Origin of the sequence: Octadecabacter ascidiaceicola, from assembly GCF_900185015.1 — a bacterium.
Taxonomy (GTDB): domain Bacteria; phylum Pseudomonadota; class Alphaproteobacteria; order Rhodobacterales; family Rhodobacteraceae; genus Octadecabacter; species Octadecabacter ascidiaceicola.
The window spans coordinates 300,655-315,536 of sequence record NZ_FXYD01000003.1 but is presented as its reverse complement, the minus strand read 5'-3'; the positions used below and the strand labels follow the sequence as shown (position 1 = coordinate 315,536).

Genomic DNA, 14,882 nt, shown 5'->3' with positions numbered 1-14,882 from the left:
AAGACAGCTAACAGGCGCAGCTGGAATTAAAAGCCTCAGCCCTTGCGTAACACGCGGTCCAATCCCCGCGACGTCAGGATTCTCTTAAGAAAACCCATCAGATAGGTCGGGGTTGTGACGTAATAACGCGGCTTAGGGTTTGGGTGTGTAACAGCCTTCAGCAGTTTTGCCGTCACAGCCGACGCTGGCAATTCAAACTTGTCCGGTCCCGAGTCCTCATACAGCCGTTTGCGCAAGGTGGACTCGTATTGCTCACGACGGGGCGAGTTTTCCCAATCAATCCACTTCTCGAAATGTGGGATCGACTTCTTGCGAATGTCCGATGTCACGGGGCCAGTATTCATCGTCACGATCTTGATGTCTGTGTCGGCCATCTCAAGGCGCAGCGTATCGGTCAAACCCTCAAGCGCGAACTTCGTTGCGTTATAGGCAGACCGCCAGCGCATCGCGACAAGCCCCAGCACCGAGGAATGGTTGACGATTCGCCCGTGCCCTTGCGCGCGCATCACAGGAATGACCCGCGTTGTCAGATCATGGACGCCAAACACATTGGTTTCGAAATTCGCCCGCAAAGCCTCTCGCGGCAGATCCTCAGCCGCACCCGGTGTGCCAAAGCCGCCGTTGTTGAATAGGGCATCTAACGTTCCGCCAGTGGCCGCCAACACTTCGGCAAGGCCGGCCTCCAAGGTGTTTGTGTCATTGTAATCAAGTAGGGGGCTTTCAAACCCCTCAGCGATCAAACGTTCGCAATCAGCAGCTTGGCGGCACGATGCAAACACGCGCCACCCCGCAGCACGCATCCCGTGCGCCGCATCATAGCCGATACCGGACGAACAGCCGGTGATAAGAATTGATTTTTTCATGCAGACTTCATGCCCCGCATGTCGCGGGGCGGCAAGACTACATTAGTTGCTTGGGTCGCTCAGCAAACGCTCAGCCATCCAGCCTTCGATGCCACGATCAACCGTGCTGACATTCGCCCAGCCATCCGCGTTCACCGATAGAATTTCCAGCTCCGTGCCGCTGTTAAGCGTGGTGATCACGTCAAAATCAGTCCCCGGACCCATGCGCATATTCACGCGCGATCCACCGACGCGGCGTATATCCAGAACCGGCTCCACCACAGGCGCAACCGCTTCAACAACCTCAACAGCATCCAGCGCCAATGCATCAGCAACGGCGTTCTCGACTTCAACATCTGTTGTTGTCGGCTGTGCGATGATGTTGGACGAAGAAACAGACAACAGCGTTGTCGTATCAGCACGCGCAACGATTTCGGGTGCTTCGGCTTCAACTTCTGCCGTAACACGCTCAACCGGAACAAAATCCGCGCCACCTGACATTTCGTAATAGCCCCACCCCATAAAGGCGAAGGTCAGCCAAACATAGCTTTTCATTGTTAGAACCCCCCAGAGATTCTGTTTTTACTCAATCACTAAGAACACGTTAACAAATCCGTGATGATTTAGGGAGGGGGTTTCTCGGTTAAGTTGCGGGGAAATTTTCAGCAGATGCATCCGATTTCCCCGTTGTCGAGCGATTCCGGCCCCGTTACACACGATCTATGACGGATGAAACGCTCGACCCCAAGATGAACCCGACAGAAACCCTGCGCCGCGCGCTTGGGGATCGCTACCTGACCTATGCGCTGTCGACGATTATGCACCGCGCATTGCCAGATGCCCGCGACGGGCTAAAGCCTGTTCACCGCCGCATCCTTTATGCCATGCGCGAATTGAAATTGGCGTCTAAGGGCGGCTTCCGTAAGTCCGCGAAAATCTCCGGTGATGTGATGGGTAACTATCACCCCCACGGTGACGCCGCGATTTACGATGCGATGGCGCGTCTCGCGCAGGACTTCAACGTGCGCTACCCGCTGGTGGATGGCCAAGGTAACTTCGGCAACATCGACGGCGATAACCCTGCGGCGGCGCGATACACAGAAGCACGGATGACTGCCGCGGCTGAGGCCCTGCTTGAGGGCCTGAACGAGAACGCCGTTGATTACCGTGAAAACTACGACGGCACGCTGGAAGAACCCGTCGTTCTTCCCGCCGCCTTCCCGAACCTTCTCGCCAATGGGTCCAGCGGTATTGCCGTTGGTATGGCGACCAACATCCCGCCCCATAACCTCGAAGAATTGATCGGCGCGTGCTTGCATCTGATCAAAGCGCCCAACGCCCGTGACGAAACGCTTCTGGAATACATCCCCGGTCCGGACTTCCCGACAGGCGGCGTGATCGTTGAGCCAAAGGAAAACATCGCCGAGGCCTACCGCACCGGCAAAGGCGGCTTCCGTCTGCGTTGTAAATACGAAGTCGAAGACCTTGGCCGTGGCCAATGGCAGGTCGTCATCACCGAAATTCCCTATCAGGTGCCAAAGTCCCGCCTGATTGAGAAACTCGCCGAAGTGATCGAGGCCAAAAAGGTGCCAATCCTCGCGGACGTGCGCGATGAATCCGCTGACGACATCCGCATTATTCTTGAGCCAAAGTCCAAGAACGTAGATGTCGAAGTCCTCATGGGGATGCTCTACCGCAACACCGATCTTGAGACACGCTTTAGCCTGAATATGAACGTGTTGATCGACGGGCTGACGCCAAAGGTCTGTAGCCTCAAAGAAGTGCTGCGCGCCTTCCTTAATCACCGTCGCGATGTGTTGATCCGTCGCTCACAACACCGCATGGAAAAGATCGACCACCGCCTAGAGGTCCTCGAAGGCTTTATCATCGCCTTCCTGAACCTTGATCGCGTGATCGACATTATCCGCTACGACGACAGCCCGAAAACCGCGTTGATGGCCGAAGACTGGGGCAAAACTCACGTTCGCGCCATGGACGAGGATGATTACGTGTCCCCCGTTGCGGGTGGCGAAATGGGCCTGACCGAGAACCAAGCCGAAGCGATTCTGAACATGCGCCTGCGCTCCTTGCGCCGCTTGGAAGAAATCGAACTCGTCAAAGAACGTGATGCATTGATGCTGGAACGCGCAGGGCTAGAAGACCTGCTCGACAGCGATGATCTGCAATGGAAAACCATCGCTGAACAGCTGCGTGAAACCCGCAAACAATTCGGCGCCTCCTATGAAGGCGGCGCACGTCGCACGACCTTCGCCGAAGCAGGCGTAATCGAAGACGTCCCACTCGAAGCGATGATCGACAAAGAACCTGTCACCGTGGTCTGCTCCAAAATGGGCTGGATCCGCGCAATGACGGGCCATATCGACCTCGCGCGCGAGCTGAAATTCAAAGACGGGGACGAAGGGCGGTTCATTTTCCACGCCCAAACGACCGACCGTCTCTTGGTGTTCGGCAGCAACGGGCGCTTTTACACCGTCGGGGCATCGACCCTTCCGGGCGGGCGCGGCATGGGCGAACCCTTGCGCTTGATGGTGGACCTCCCCAATGAGGCCGAGATCGTCGCGTTATTTATCCATAAACCAGGCAACAAACTGCTGGTCGCATCCTCTGCGGGGGACGGTTTCGTCGTGCCCGAAGACGATGTCATCGCGCAAACCCGTGCAGGCAAACAGGTGCTCAACGTCAAAGGCGACGTACGTGCGCAGGTCTGCTCTGACGTCAAAGGCGATCATATCGCCTGCGTCGGCGAGAACCGCAAAGTGCTGCTGTTCCCGTTGGACGAACTCCCCGAAATGGGTCGCGGCAAAGGCGTGCGTTTGCAGAAGTACAAAGACGGCGGCTTGTCCGATGCAACGACATTCACCCTTGAGGAAGGCCTCAGCTGGCTTGACCCCGCAGGGCGGACGCGTACGGAAACCGAGCTCGGCGAATGGACAGCAAAACGTGCAGGCGCTGGGCGCATGGCGCCGCGCGGTTTCCCGCGGGATAATACATTCACCTAAGTCGACAAGACATTGTTCTGCCGTTTAAACTTGCACCAAGAGCGACAGATTGCAGCCCTGCATCCGCTGCGCTAGGTTTGGGGATCAAATGGGGGAACGACATGCGAATTCTTGTGGCTTTATTGGGCTTGGCGCTGCTGACCGCCTGTGGCGGTGTCCGCGATGATCTGACCGAAACACCCGAAGCAATTGGCGCGTTCCGCCTTGGTCACAACATCGCCGTTGTAAATGAACCGGCCCAAGGCCCGTTCTCACGTACAGTTACGGATGACGAATGGCAGGCAACGATGACCACCGCTGTTGCCGACCGCCTCGGCGAGGCGCGTTTTTTTGGCGACAAATACTACCACGTCGGCATCGCGGTTGAAGGCTATGTTCTGGCCTACCCAGGTGTGCCGCTGATCTATTCCCCGAAATCCGTGCTGATTTTCAGCGTGAATTTCTTTGAGGATTCAACCCAGACAAAGCTCAACGATGAAGCCATCCAAATCACCGTGTTCGAACCTTGCTGCACAATTCCGCTCCTTGGGTCTGGCTTCACCCGTTCCGCGGACGAACAAATGGAGGGTCTATCCTTCAACGCGGCGCGCGCAATTGAGCGTACAATGCGCGAAAACGCCGACTGGTTCGGCGGCACGCCTGAAGTGTTAGAAGCGGATGACACGATCCGCATCGGTAACGTACTTGAAGACAACCCTGAACTTGTGGCGCCAGAACAGGTACCACCAGCGGATTCACTTGCGAGCACCAATCCACAAGGCACGATCGGCTTGCCTTAATTTCTCTTGATCTTTGCGCCATTCCGCAATACATCGCCCGCGATGTTGAACAGGGCTAATAACAGCCCCCGAATGACAAGGCGCCTCGATCATGGCTAAGGAAAAGTTTGAACGTAATAAACCGCACGTTAACATCGGCACAATTGGCCACGTTGACCACGGCAAGACGACATTGACAGCGGCGATCACGAAGTATTTCGGTGATTTCCAAGCGTACGACCAGATTGACGGCGCGCCGGAAGAAAAAGCACGTGGTATCACGATCTCCACTGCGCACGTTGAGTACGAGACTGAAGCACGTCACTACGCACATGTTGACTGCCCAGGTCACGCTGACTACGTGAAAAACATGATCACGGGTGCTGCCCAAATGGACGGCGCGATCCTGGTTGTGAACGCAGCAGACGGCCCAATGCCACAGACACGCGAGCACATCCTGCTCGGTCGTCAGGTTGGCATCCCATATATGGTTGTTTACATGAACAAAGTTGACCAGGTTGACGACGAAGAGTTGCTCGAACTGGTTGAAATGGAAATCCGTGAGCTTCTGTCCTCTTACGAGTACCCAGGCGACGACATTCCAGTGATCCCAGGTTCCGCGCTTGCAGCTATGGAAGAGCGTGATGACGCGATCGGTAAAGACTCCATCGTTAAGCTGATGGAAGCTGTCGACACATACATCCCGACACCTGCACGTGCTGTTGACCAGCCGTTCCTGATGCCAGTTGAGGACGTGTTCTCGATCTCTGGTCGTGGTACAGTTGTAACTGGCCGTGTTGAGCGTGGCGTGATCAACGTTGGCGACGAAATCGAAATCGTTGGTATCCGCGACACCACAAAAACAACATGTACTGGTGTTGAAATGTTCCGCAAGCTGCTGGATTCCGGTGAAGCTGGCGACAACATCGGTGCGCTTTTGCGTGGTGTTGACCGTGACGGCGTTGAGCGTGGTCAGATCCTGTGTAAGCCAGGGTCTGTTACGCCACACACGAAGTTCGAAGCCGAGGCCTACATTCTGACGAAAGAAGAAGGCGGTCGTCACACACCATTCTTCGCGAACTACCGTCCACAGTTCTACTTCCGTACAACAGACGTTACGGGCACAGTTCAGCTGCCAGAAGGCACTGAAATGGTTATGCCAGGCGACAACCTGAAGTTCGAAGTTGAACTGATCGCACCCATCGCGATGGAAGACGGCCTGCGCTTTGCGATCCGCGAAGGCGGCCGCACAGTCGGCGCTGGTGTGGTTTCAAAAATTATCGCTTAATTTTTGAGACCAGCGCGCAGCCGCGACAGCGCCTTTCTGTAAGAAAGGTCGCGAGAGCGGATGAACGCTAACGGTCCACAAACAAAGAAGGCCCTCGCCGAAATGCGAGGGCCTTTTCTTTTTTGAACTTCCCTCGTAACCTTCCTCTCAACCAATGGAGGCTTCGATGATTACCCACCTTTGATCCCTGTTCCCTTCCAACATGAGACCAAAGGAGGCCCATTATGCCCCCACTTCCCCCACGCGACTTCCCATCATTTGACACTCTGCACCCTGTGATCCTGCCGGACGGAACCGTTCACAAAGGCACGGTTTTTCTGAAATCAGCCGTAGTTCATCCCAATATGAACGTGGGCGAATACACCTACGCCAGCGCCCACTCCCCACCAGAAAACTGGGCCTTCCATCTTGCTCCCTACTTGTTCCCCCAAAGCCCCGAGACCCTGACGATCGGGAAATTTTGCCAGATCGCCGACGGAGTGACCTTCATTACATCGTCAGCCAACCACCGATACGATGGCTTTAGCAGCTTTCCGTTCTCGGTGTTCCTCGACATGGATCGCAACCGCCCGTCGATGCCTGACGCGGGGCCAGATACGATCATTGGTCACGATGTCTGGATCGGGCAGGGCGCGACCATTCTGCCGGGGGTGAACATCGGGACGGGTTGCATTGTCGGGGCAAAAGCCGTCGTTTCGGGCAAGCATCCCCCCTACACAATCCTTGCAGGGAACCCTGCCAAACCTGTGCGCCGCCGTTTTGATGACGCAACAATCGCGGCCCTTCTCGAAATCCAATGGTGGCATTGGCCAATTGACGCGGTAGTGTCTTCAGAAGCCGCGATTTGCGGTGCAGATTTGAACGCTTTGCGAAAGGCCGCAGGACCGCATCTATGACTTCCAGTATTCTTACCCTGCCGTTTCGAATTGTCTTCGGGATCGTAAAACTCTTTCTGTACCCGTGGTACATCCGATGGATATTCCGCTTGCCGTGGATCGTGTATATCGGTTTGGCGGCGTGGGTTGGATATCTCGCCTACCAAGAATACGAAAACTATCGCTTCAATGTTATTGAGGCAGAGTATCAAGCCAGCGAAAGCGTGCCTGACCCCACACCGCTGTCAAAATGGAACAGAGATACCGACGTTTATAGTAACGACGAAGTGCATGTCAGCGGCCTGTACTTCAGCGCTCTGCCGCAAGGGGAATTCGACCCAATCGGCTTGGAGCGTGGGTTTATCCTACTGGCCGACGATCAAGGCCGCGAAGTTAAGGCCGTGCTTGCTGTCAGACCGAGCGAGCTACCACGCCTGCAAAGCCAGCTTGAGGCCCAAGGCAACGGTGACCGCATCGCGGTGAACGTGAACGGAACGCTGAGCCGTAGCCGCGACTGGTTAAGCGCGATCGAGGCGGAATTGTCCGTGATGAACCTGCCAGGGTCGCCGGAACTGGTTGTGATTAAACCTTTCTTGGGCAATCGCGCCGACGCGCTTCATGACGCCGCCGAAAAGACGTTTGGAATGGTTTCGGTTCTGGGGGGATTGGCGGGGGTTCTTGCGATCTTAGGTGTTTCGAAGCTTCTCATATCCCGCAGCGCCAAAAGTAAAGCGTCCGAACACCAGTCGCAAAAGTCTGGTCGCGAGGTGCAGGCCGAAAAGCAGGCCGCCCAAGCGAACCAAAACATCGGGCTGCCAGATGAAGCACCCGCTGCGTCGCCGTGGGGGACATTTCAGCCGCAGCCCCGCAACACAGATGCGTCAGGCAAGGCAAGCCGAATGGTAAAGCCACAAACACCGGCACATGAGATGGCGGGTAGAGGGAAGTCAAAGCGTGAAAAGGACGACGCCAAGCCTGCCGAACCCGAATACAAAAGCGTATTCCCCGGGGGCGGTTCTGCATTCCGTTTCAAAACGGCCGACGAAATTATTAAACAATCTTTCGGCGTGCGCAGCGGTTTGAAATCAAGCGAGACATCAAAGCGTGAGGAATAGAGCGGTTTCTGCCTTGCCAAGCAGTGCTGCCCTCGCTACATCATCGCTCGGCTTAGGGGTTTAGCTCAGTTGGTAGAGCGACGGTCTCCAAAACCGTAGGTCGTGGGTTCGAGCCCCTCAGCCCCTGCCAAGCCACCCGACGTAGCCAAGCGTTTGCTACGTGACTAAACGGGAGACGAAGTTGCCATCTTTACCGAAATCCATCGCCTTGCATATCGGTGCGCATAAGACGGCATCTACACACCTACAAAAGGTGCTGAAACATAATCGAAAGCTGCTGATCGACGAGGGTTTTGCCGCCTATGGGCCGTGGTATCTACGACTGAAGGGTCGCAGTTTGCATTCGATGTTTGGCCTGAAAGGTTCAGGCAGTGCAATTCCACGGCGCAATGCACAGGATCAGTTGGCGTTTCTTGCCAAAGGCGCCTCGCGGCTTGTTTTTTCGGAAGAAAATTTTGTGGGCGTTTTACGTGGCCCTGAGGGTCGCGTCAGCTTTCCTTTGTATTCAACGGCTTCCGAAAAGATTGAAGAGTTCGTAGAGGCCGTGGCCCCAGTCAAGGTCGAACTGTTCCTTGCTGTTCGAAATCCGGCCGCATTCATGGCCTCGGCGTATAGTCAGACGCTGTTTGGCGGCGCCTACATCGGCCCGCGCACCTTTCGCGCCCGTAACGATTGGCGCCAAGTTGACTGGGCAGACTATGTCATCCGCCTTCGCGCGATTCCGGGAGTGGGGGAAATCTATGTCTGGCGACAAGAGGACTACGACGCGACGCTGCGATTGATTATGCGCAAGATGCTGCGTTGGAAAATGGGTGGCAAAATCGAGAAGATTAAGGATGGCCGCGTTCACCAAGGTCTATCTGCCGCTGCGGTGCGCCAAACTTTGGCTTGGGCGCAAGAGGGGCGCACCGAAAAACTCGCCGGAACCGCACGGGATCTTTTCCCGATTAACGAGACCAACAAGCCCTTCAAGCTTTACGCAGCTTCTACATTGGCGGAATCCGAAGCGGTCTACGATGCACAAATGGCGCAGATCGAAGCGATGGAGGGCGTAACGCTCCTGCAACGCCCCAACCATCCAAAGCAGGGTTGAAATACGGCGCTAACACAGTTACCTGCCAATCCAGTTATACGTATGGCATTTTCACCAAAGGACAGATCATGGCCAGAACCAACCCAGTGCAGTTTCTCCAGCAGGTCCGCTCCGAAGTGGGCAAAGTTGTCTGGCCGTCCCGCCGCGAGGTCACGCTGACCACGATCATGGTTCTCATCATGGCGGCTGTGATGGCGCTGTTCTTTACGCTGGTGGATATGATCATCCGCCTCGGCCTTGATGGTGTGTTGAACGCATTCTAAGCGATACGCACCGCAACCCCTTGAAGTGTTGCGCCGTGCGCGGTAAAGAATCTCCAAGTTTAGATGGCGTGCAACGGATGAGTTGCACGCCGCTTTTATTTCCGGGACTCTTCAACGGGCCCAATTCGATCGAGAAGGACAGATAAAATGGCACAGCGTTGGTATTCGGTTTCCGTGTTGTCGAACTTCGAAAAGAAGATTGCAGAAACCATTCGCACAACTGCCGAAGAGCAGGGCTTGGCAGACCAGATCACCGAAGTCTTGGTTCCGACCGAAGAAGTCATTGAAATACGCCGCGGCAAGAAAGTAACTGCCGAACGCCGCTTTATGCCGGGCTACGTTCTCGTGCACATGGAAATGTCCGATGAAGGTTACCACCTGATCAACTCCATCAACCGCGTCACTGGTTTCTTGGGCCCACAGGGGCGCCCAATGCCAATGCGCGACGCCGAAGTTCAACAGATCCTCGGCCGCGTTGAAGAAGGCCAAGAAGCGCCACGTACGCTCATCCACTTCGAGATCGGCGAGAAGATCAAGGTCAACGACGGCCCGTTCGAAGACTTCGACGGCTTGGTCGAAGAAGTCGACGACGAGAACCAGCGCCTCAAGGTTACCGTGTCAATCTTTGGTCGCGAAACACCTGTCGAGCTTGAGTTCACACAGGTCACCAAGCAGAGCTAAACGCTGCCTGTCAGAATACCAAAGCGCCGCTCTATTCAGTGCGGCGTTTTTCGTTGAGAGGGCCGTAGTCTGCATCCGACGCAAAGTCCGCAATGCTGGACAAAGCAGACATTGGCTTAGTCAACACCACGGGCAGCTTTGCGGCCTTCAAGGTTGGTGGCGATAGATGGTTAACCCAACTCCACGGGCTCTCCTTATAGTTGCCAGAATTGTTGCCTATACAACATGAATCTTAACGGAGCACGCAATGACGAGACCTGCACTTCTTAATATTATTTGCGTGACAGCTATCGCGTTTCTAACCTTTTCGGTGATTCATCGGGCGCTCGGCGCCCAGTCCGCAGATCTATACGCTTTCTGGCTTGCCGGCGAGTTCTTGTCGATGGAACGGCTTGACCAGATATACCCCGCCAACGCCGAAATGTTTGACATGACCACCCCGTCAGATTGGTGGGGCTATGTGTCAGAAACCGACCCATCAGCGCGTATATTTCCATACCTCTACCCGCCAATCTGGGCAAAACTCGCGTCTTGGCTGACTCAGGTCACAAACTTTGAAACCTTCGATGCCGTAATGACAATAGTCCATCAGGGATTGATCATTGGCTCAATCTACCTCGCCGCAAAGATGTGTGATCTCAAAGGAACCGTTCTGTTTGGATTCATCGCGCTGACCTACGCGGCACTTGCCTTTACGTTCCCCGTCGGTATCGCCATCGAAGAGAACCAGCCGCAGATCATCGTGAGTTTCTTAGTCGTCTGGGCATTTGAACGCGCACATTTCGGCCACTTCAAATCAGCGGGAGGCATTCTCGCCCTTGCCGCGGCGATCAAACTCTACCCGCTGTTGTTTATTGTTATTTTGCTTGCCCGCAAACAGTGGGGAGCCCTTGCGACCTTTGTGGTTGCGGGTGCTTTACTTGGAGGATTGTCCATCTTGCTCGTGGGCTGGGACATTCATGTAGAATACCTTAAATTAGTCAGCGTCGTTTCCAAATCCGTTATCGTGAATAATTTCACCTTCTCTTTTGACAGCGTTTTCGCGCGGATATTCCTGCTCGAGTATTTGACAGAAGTGCGGCAGCCACGCTCTGTCGACGGATCTGAATTTTGGGGTGCAATTGCCAAAACACCGCTATGGCTCGTCATGTCTGGTTTCGCACAACTAGCAGCATTGGGCGCTGCGTTCTGGTTAGCGGCACGGCACAAAGATGAAGCACTTGTGATACCCGTTGTGGCCATCTTGTTCGCAATATTAAGTCCTCTTAGCTGGTGTTACAGCTACATGACTGCGTTAGTGTTTGTGGGCACACTGCCTTTGAAACTAGGACGACTAGGCCTTTACATTGCAATCGGAAGCGCGCTGTTTTTCTTACCTGCGATGGAGCCGTTTACGACCGGATCAGCATACTCCGGTCCCAATCTATTTCAAATTGTTGGAACGAGCTTAATGGCAGTCTTGGGGCTGGCGTTTTGGTTGGCGGTAAGGCGCGGCGGCCGATGAGTTGGCGGTGCTTAGCCCATGTAATCAATAATCGGGACACAGTGCAGACATTCGCGAAACTCCAATCGCTAATATCTTCTAAACCTTAACAGACCTCCACCGCACGCTGTGTGAACCCTACAATTTATCTTACCAGATCCATACGGTTTCCGAGTGCATTCCATATGGTTTCCATACGATTCAAAATCCTGCAAACACGGGCGCTAGCCTTCGATTCGCGCTTGTGTGGGCGACGCCACGGATTTTCGCGTTAACTAATTGGCGTCATACAGCAGGCCAGCGTCTTTCAACCGGTCTCCACTCTTGCAAGAATCGCCAACCCCAGCTAAAGGAGCGGCTTGTCGGACACCCGACATTCCATGTGGGAGGCAAAGCGCACGCGTGCGCCAAACCAGACCACATCCACATAGGTTACAAGAACGCGTCTTGTGACCGGACAAAAGGAGAAGCCAAATGGCTAAAAAAGTCGCTGGCACAATGAAGCTGCAGGTTCCTGCAGGTCAAGCCAACCCATCCCCACCTGTCGGCCCTGCACTGGGTCAACGCGGTATCAACATCATGGAATTCTGTAAGGCGTTCAACGCTAAGACAGCAGACCTCGAGCCAGGTGCGCCTTGCCCGACCGTGATTACATATTACCAAGACAAATCCTTCTCCATGGACATCAAGACGCCACCAGCGTCCTATTTCCTAAAGAAGGCCGCCAAGGTTAAGTCCGGCGCCAAGACTCCTTCCCGCGAAGTTGTCGGCACTGTGACGTCCAAGCAGGTTCGTGAGATCGCTGAGGCCAAAATGAAGGACCTCAACGCAAACGACATCGAAGGCGCAATGAAAATCATCATGGGCTCTGCACGCTCTATGGGCATCGAGGTTAAGTAACATGGCAAAGCTCGGAAAACGCACAACCGCCGCTCGCGAAGCATTCGCTGGCAAAGCAGACGTCACAGTGGCTGAGGCCGTGGCTCTCGTTAAGGACAACGCTAAGGCGAAGTTCGACGAGACAATCGAAATCGCTGTTGTTCTGGGTGTAGACCCACGTCACGCCGACCAAATGGTTCGCGGCAAAGTTGCCCTGCCAAACGGCACAGGCAAAACAATGCGCGTCGCAGTCTTCGCACGTGGCGACAAGGCTGACGAAGCCAAAGCCGCTGGTGCGGACATCGTTGGCGCAGAAGACCTGATGGAAACAGTTCAGTCCGGCAAGATCGAATTCGATCGCTGCATCGCGACACCTGACATGATGCCAATCGTTGGTCGTCTTGGTAAGGTCCTTGGCCCACGCAACCTGATGCCGAACCCGAAAATCGGCACAGTGACAATGGACGTCAAAGACGCTGTTGAAGCTGCTAAAGGCGGCGAAGTTCAGTTCAAAGTCGAAAAAGCTGGTGTGGTTCACGCTGGTCTTGGCAAAGCGTCCTTCACAGCGGCAAAGCTGGAAGAAAACGTTCTGGCATTCGTTGGCGCAGTTCAAAAGGCAAAGCCTGCTGGCTCCAAAGGCACATACATGAAGAAGATCTCTTTGACTTCTACAATGGGCCCAAGCGTTACACTGAACGTCGACAACGCGACTGGTAACTAAGAGAACGCGCTTCTCTACCAAGCAAACAAATACAAAGGCGCTCCTGATGGGGCGCCTTTCGTCTTTCATTCCTCGGAGCCCCCTATGACGATCACCCACCTTGTCACCCATTCCGGTGGCTTTCACGCTGACGAGCTGTTGTCCTCCGTGGTTCTCACACGGCTGTTCCCCGATGCGGAGATTGTCCGTACACGGGACAAAACGATGATCGCGCCGGCGGGTGAAAAAATCATCTACGACGTTGGCGGTGCCTATGATGCCGAGGCACAGATTTTCGACCACCATCAACGCCCCGGTCCCATGCGCAGCGATGATCAGCCGTACAGCTCGTTCGGCCTAATCTGGGCGCATTATGGGCGTGCTTATCTGGAATCGATGGATGTCCCCGCGGACGATATCGAGGCCATCCACCACAAGTTTGATACCAAGTTCGTCCTGCCGATTGACCTGCTCGATAACGGCGCGATGGAACCTTCTGTTGCCGGGCCATTGTCGGTGCTGACCTTGCCGTCGCTTTTGGGCAGCTTGAAACCCGTCTTTGATGATGCATCGCCCACGGCAGACGATGACGCCTTTATGTCCGCATTGCCGATCGCGCGCAGCTTTGTCGAGGCCCAAATCCGCAATCTCGCCGCGAAGTTCCGGTCACGTCAGATCGTGGACAAGGCAATCGCGGATGCAGGCACGTCACCCATCCTCGAACTTCCGATGGGCATGCCGTTCCGTTCAGCGCTCGATGACGCGGAAGCGGATCACATCCTTTTCGTCGTGGTTCCACGTGGTGAAGACTGGACCTTGGGCGGCATCAAGCTTTCTGGTGATACCTTTGATCAACGCGCTGATCTGCCAGCGTCATGGGCTGGCCTAACCGATGAAGCACTCGAAGCAGCCTGCGGCGTTAAGGGCGCGAAGTTCTGCCATAACGCACGTTTCATCGCTGTCGCCGATTCACGGGACGCGATCATGGAAATGGCACAGATCGCGGTGAAAGAAGCCCAATAGAAGGGCCACGTCGCTGGCTTCCCACAGTTCTATGTGGGAAACGGCACTTCGCTGAACTCCCCCCTTCACAAAACCGCCGAACCTCTCTAGATGATCCCTTGCAAACCAGCGTGCGATTCGTCGTGCGCAATTTGTTTCGTCCGAGACGGTGGGTGGCCTAGCCATAATTCCTGCCTGAGGCGGGATCGACCGAATTTACCTGAGGATCTCCTCAGTTGCACTCGGCTCACCCCCGTTATTCGAGGACTTCTACGTCTGGCTCGCAAGGGTCAGGCAAACTTGAGCCGGGGCCGGAATACTTCCCAAGCCCCATATTTGGAGTGAAACTGTGGATAGAGCCCAGAAAGAACAATTGGTCGAGGATCTCGGCCAAATTTTCGAAAGCTCTGGCGTCGTTGTGGTTGCCCACTACGAAGGCCTGACAGTTGCTGAGATGCAAGACCTGCGTGCCCGTGCACGTGAAGTCGACGCATCTGTACGCGTTGCCAAAAACAAGCTCGCCAAAATTGCCCTCGAAGGTAAGCCATGCGAAAGCATCGCTGATCACCTGACAGGCATGACCGTTCTGACCTTTTCTGAGGATCCTGTGGCTGCGGCCAAGGTTGCTCAGGGTTTCGCTAAAGATAACGAAAAGCTCGTTATCCTTGGTGGTGCTATGGGTGAGACGGCACTTGACGTCGCTGGTGTTAAAGCAGTGTCCGAAATGCCATCCCGTGAGGAGCTTATTGCTTCCATCGTGGGCTGCATCGGTGCACCTGCCTCCAACATCGCCGGCGCAATTGGCGCGCCTGCTTCCAACATCGCAAGCGTTCTCTCAACAATTGAAGAGAAAGCTGCCTGAAGCAACTTGAATGGCTGACGT

Annotated in this window: 15 protein-coding genes and 1 tRNA gene; 14 read left to right on the top strand and 2 right to left on the bottom strand. The window is 55.0% G+C overall.

What is annotated here, in order from left to right; genetic code table 11:
• Nucleotides 1-35 precede the first annotated feature (35 nt).
• Together OCA8868_RS10410 and OCA8868_RS10405 are read right to left on the bottom strand one after the other, a co-directional pair.
• A complete protein-coding gene (locus OCA8868_RS10410) occupies nucleotides 36-863 on the bottom strand; it encodes an SDR family NAD(P)-dependent oxidoreductase (protein WP_093996504.1) in 828 nt (275 codons plus the stop codon).
• Between the two features lie 42 nt (nucleotides 864-905).
• Nucleotides 906-1,397 carry an SH3 domain-containing protein gene (locus OCA8868_RS10405; RefSeq protein ID WP_093996503.1) on the bottom strand — a complete coding sequence of 164 codons (492 nt, stop codon included), beginning with the start codon at nucleotides 1,395-1,397 and terminating at the stop codon, nucleotides 906-908.
• A gap of 167 nt (nucleotides 1,398-1,564) precedes the next feature.
• On the opposite strand from OCA8868_RS10405, the gene parC reads away from it, so the two are divergent.
• The 14 genes from parC (at nucleotide 1,565) to rplJ (ending at nucleotide 14,861) form a co-directional block, all read left to right on the top strand.
• Nucleotides 1,565-3,862, top strand: coding sequence for a DNA topoisomerase IV subunit A (parC, locus tag OCA8868_RS10400; protein WP_093996502.1), 2,298 nt, complete (start codon nucleotides 1,565-1,567; stop codon nucleotides 3,860-3,862).
• A gap of 101 nt (nucleotides 3,863-3,963) precedes the next feature.
• The gene (locus OCA8868_RS10395; RefSeq protein WP_093996501.1) at nucleotides 3,964-4,641 is read left to right on the top strand and encodes a hypothetical protein; all 678 of its coding nucleotides are present in this window, start codon (nucleotides 3,964-3,966) and stop codon (nucleotides 4,639-4,641) included.
• Between the two features lie 91 nt (nucleotides 4,642-4,732).
• Nucleotides 4,733-5,908, top strand: a complete 1,176-nt coding sequence (gene tuf / locus OCA8868_RS10390; RefSeq protein ID WP_093996484.1) for an elongation factor Tu — start codon at nucleotides 4,733-4,735, stop codon at nucleotides 5,906-5,908.
• A gap of 224 nt (nucleotides 5,909-6,132) precedes the next feature.
• Entirely contained in the window at nucleotides 6,133-6,804 is a 672-nt protein-coding gene (locus tag OCA8868_RS10385) for a CatB-related O-acetyltransferase (protein ID WP_093996500.1), read from the top strand.
• Nucleotides 6,801-7,898, top strand: coding sequence for a hypothetical protein (locus OCA8868_RS10380; RefSeq protein WP_245848173.1), 1,098 nt, complete (start codon nucleotides 6,801-6,803; stop codon nucleotides 7,896-7,898). Before OCA8868_RS10385 ends, OCA8868_RS10380 begins: the two co-directional genes overlap by 4 nt.
• Nucleotides 7,899-7,952: 54 nt before the next feature.
• A tRNA-Trp gene (locus OCA8868_RS10375) sits at nucleotides 7,953-8,028 on the top strand.
• 51 nt (nucleotides 8,029-8,079) lie between these two features.
• Entirely contained in the window at nucleotides 8,080-8,991 is a 912-nt protein-coding gene (locus OCA8868_RS10370) for a hypothetical protein (RefSeq protein ID WP_143849613.1), read from the top strand.
• A 68-nt stretch (nucleotides 8,992-9,059) separates the two neighbouring features.
• Nucleotides 9,060-9,254: a preprotein translocase subunit SecE gene (gene secE, locus OCA8868_RS10365; protein ID WP_093996498.1), complete on the top strand. Its 195-nt coding sequence runs from the start codon at nucleotides 9,060-9,062 to the stop codon at nucleotides 9,252-9,254.
• 147 nt (nucleotides 9,255-9,401) lie between these two features.
• Nucleotides 9,402-9,935 carry a transcription termination/antitermination protein NusG gene (gene nusG / locus OCA8868_RS10360; protein WP_093996497.1) on the top strand — a complete coding sequence of 178 codons (534 nt, stop codon included), beginning with the start codon at nucleotides 9,402-9,404 and terminating at the stop codon, nucleotides 9,933-9,935.
• A gap of 247 nt (nucleotides 9,936-10,182) precedes the next feature.
• A complete protein-coding gene (locus OCA8868_RS10355; protein ID WP_093996496.1) occupies nucleotides 10,183-11,439 on the top strand; it encodes a glycosyltransferase family 87 protein in 1,257 nt (418 codons plus the stop codon).
• Between the two features lie 453 nt (nucleotides 11,440-11,892).
• The gene (rplK, locus tag OCA8868_RS10350; protein WP_093996495.1) at nucleotides 11,893-12,318 is read left to right on the top strand and encodes a 50S ribosomal protein L11; all 426 of its coding nucleotides are present in this window, start codon (nucleotides 11,893-11,895) and stop codon (nucleotides 12,316-12,318) included.
• A gap of 1 nt (nucleotide 12,319) precedes the next feature.
• Nucleotides 12,320-13,018, top strand: coding sequence for a 50S ribosomal protein L1 (gene rplA / locus OCA8868_RS10345; protein ID WP_093996494.1), 699 nt, complete (start codon nucleotides 12,320-12,322; stop codon nucleotides 13,016-13,018).
• An 84-nt stretch (nucleotides 13,019-13,102) separates the two neighbouring features.
• Entirely contained in the window at nucleotides 13,103-14,020 is a 918-nt protein-coding gene (locus OCA8868_RS10340) for an MYG1 family protein (protein WP_093996493.1), read from the top strand.
• A 328-nt stretch (nucleotides 14,021-14,348) separates the two neighbouring features.
• Nucleotides 14,349-14,861: a 50S ribosomal protein L10 gene (gene rplJ / locus OCA8868_RS10335; protein ID WP_093996492.1), complete on the top strand. Its 513-nt coding sequence runs from the start codon at nucleotides 14,349-14,351 to the stop codon at nucleotides 14,859-14,861.
• The last annotated feature ends 21 nt before the right edge of the window (nucleotides 14,862-14,882 follow it).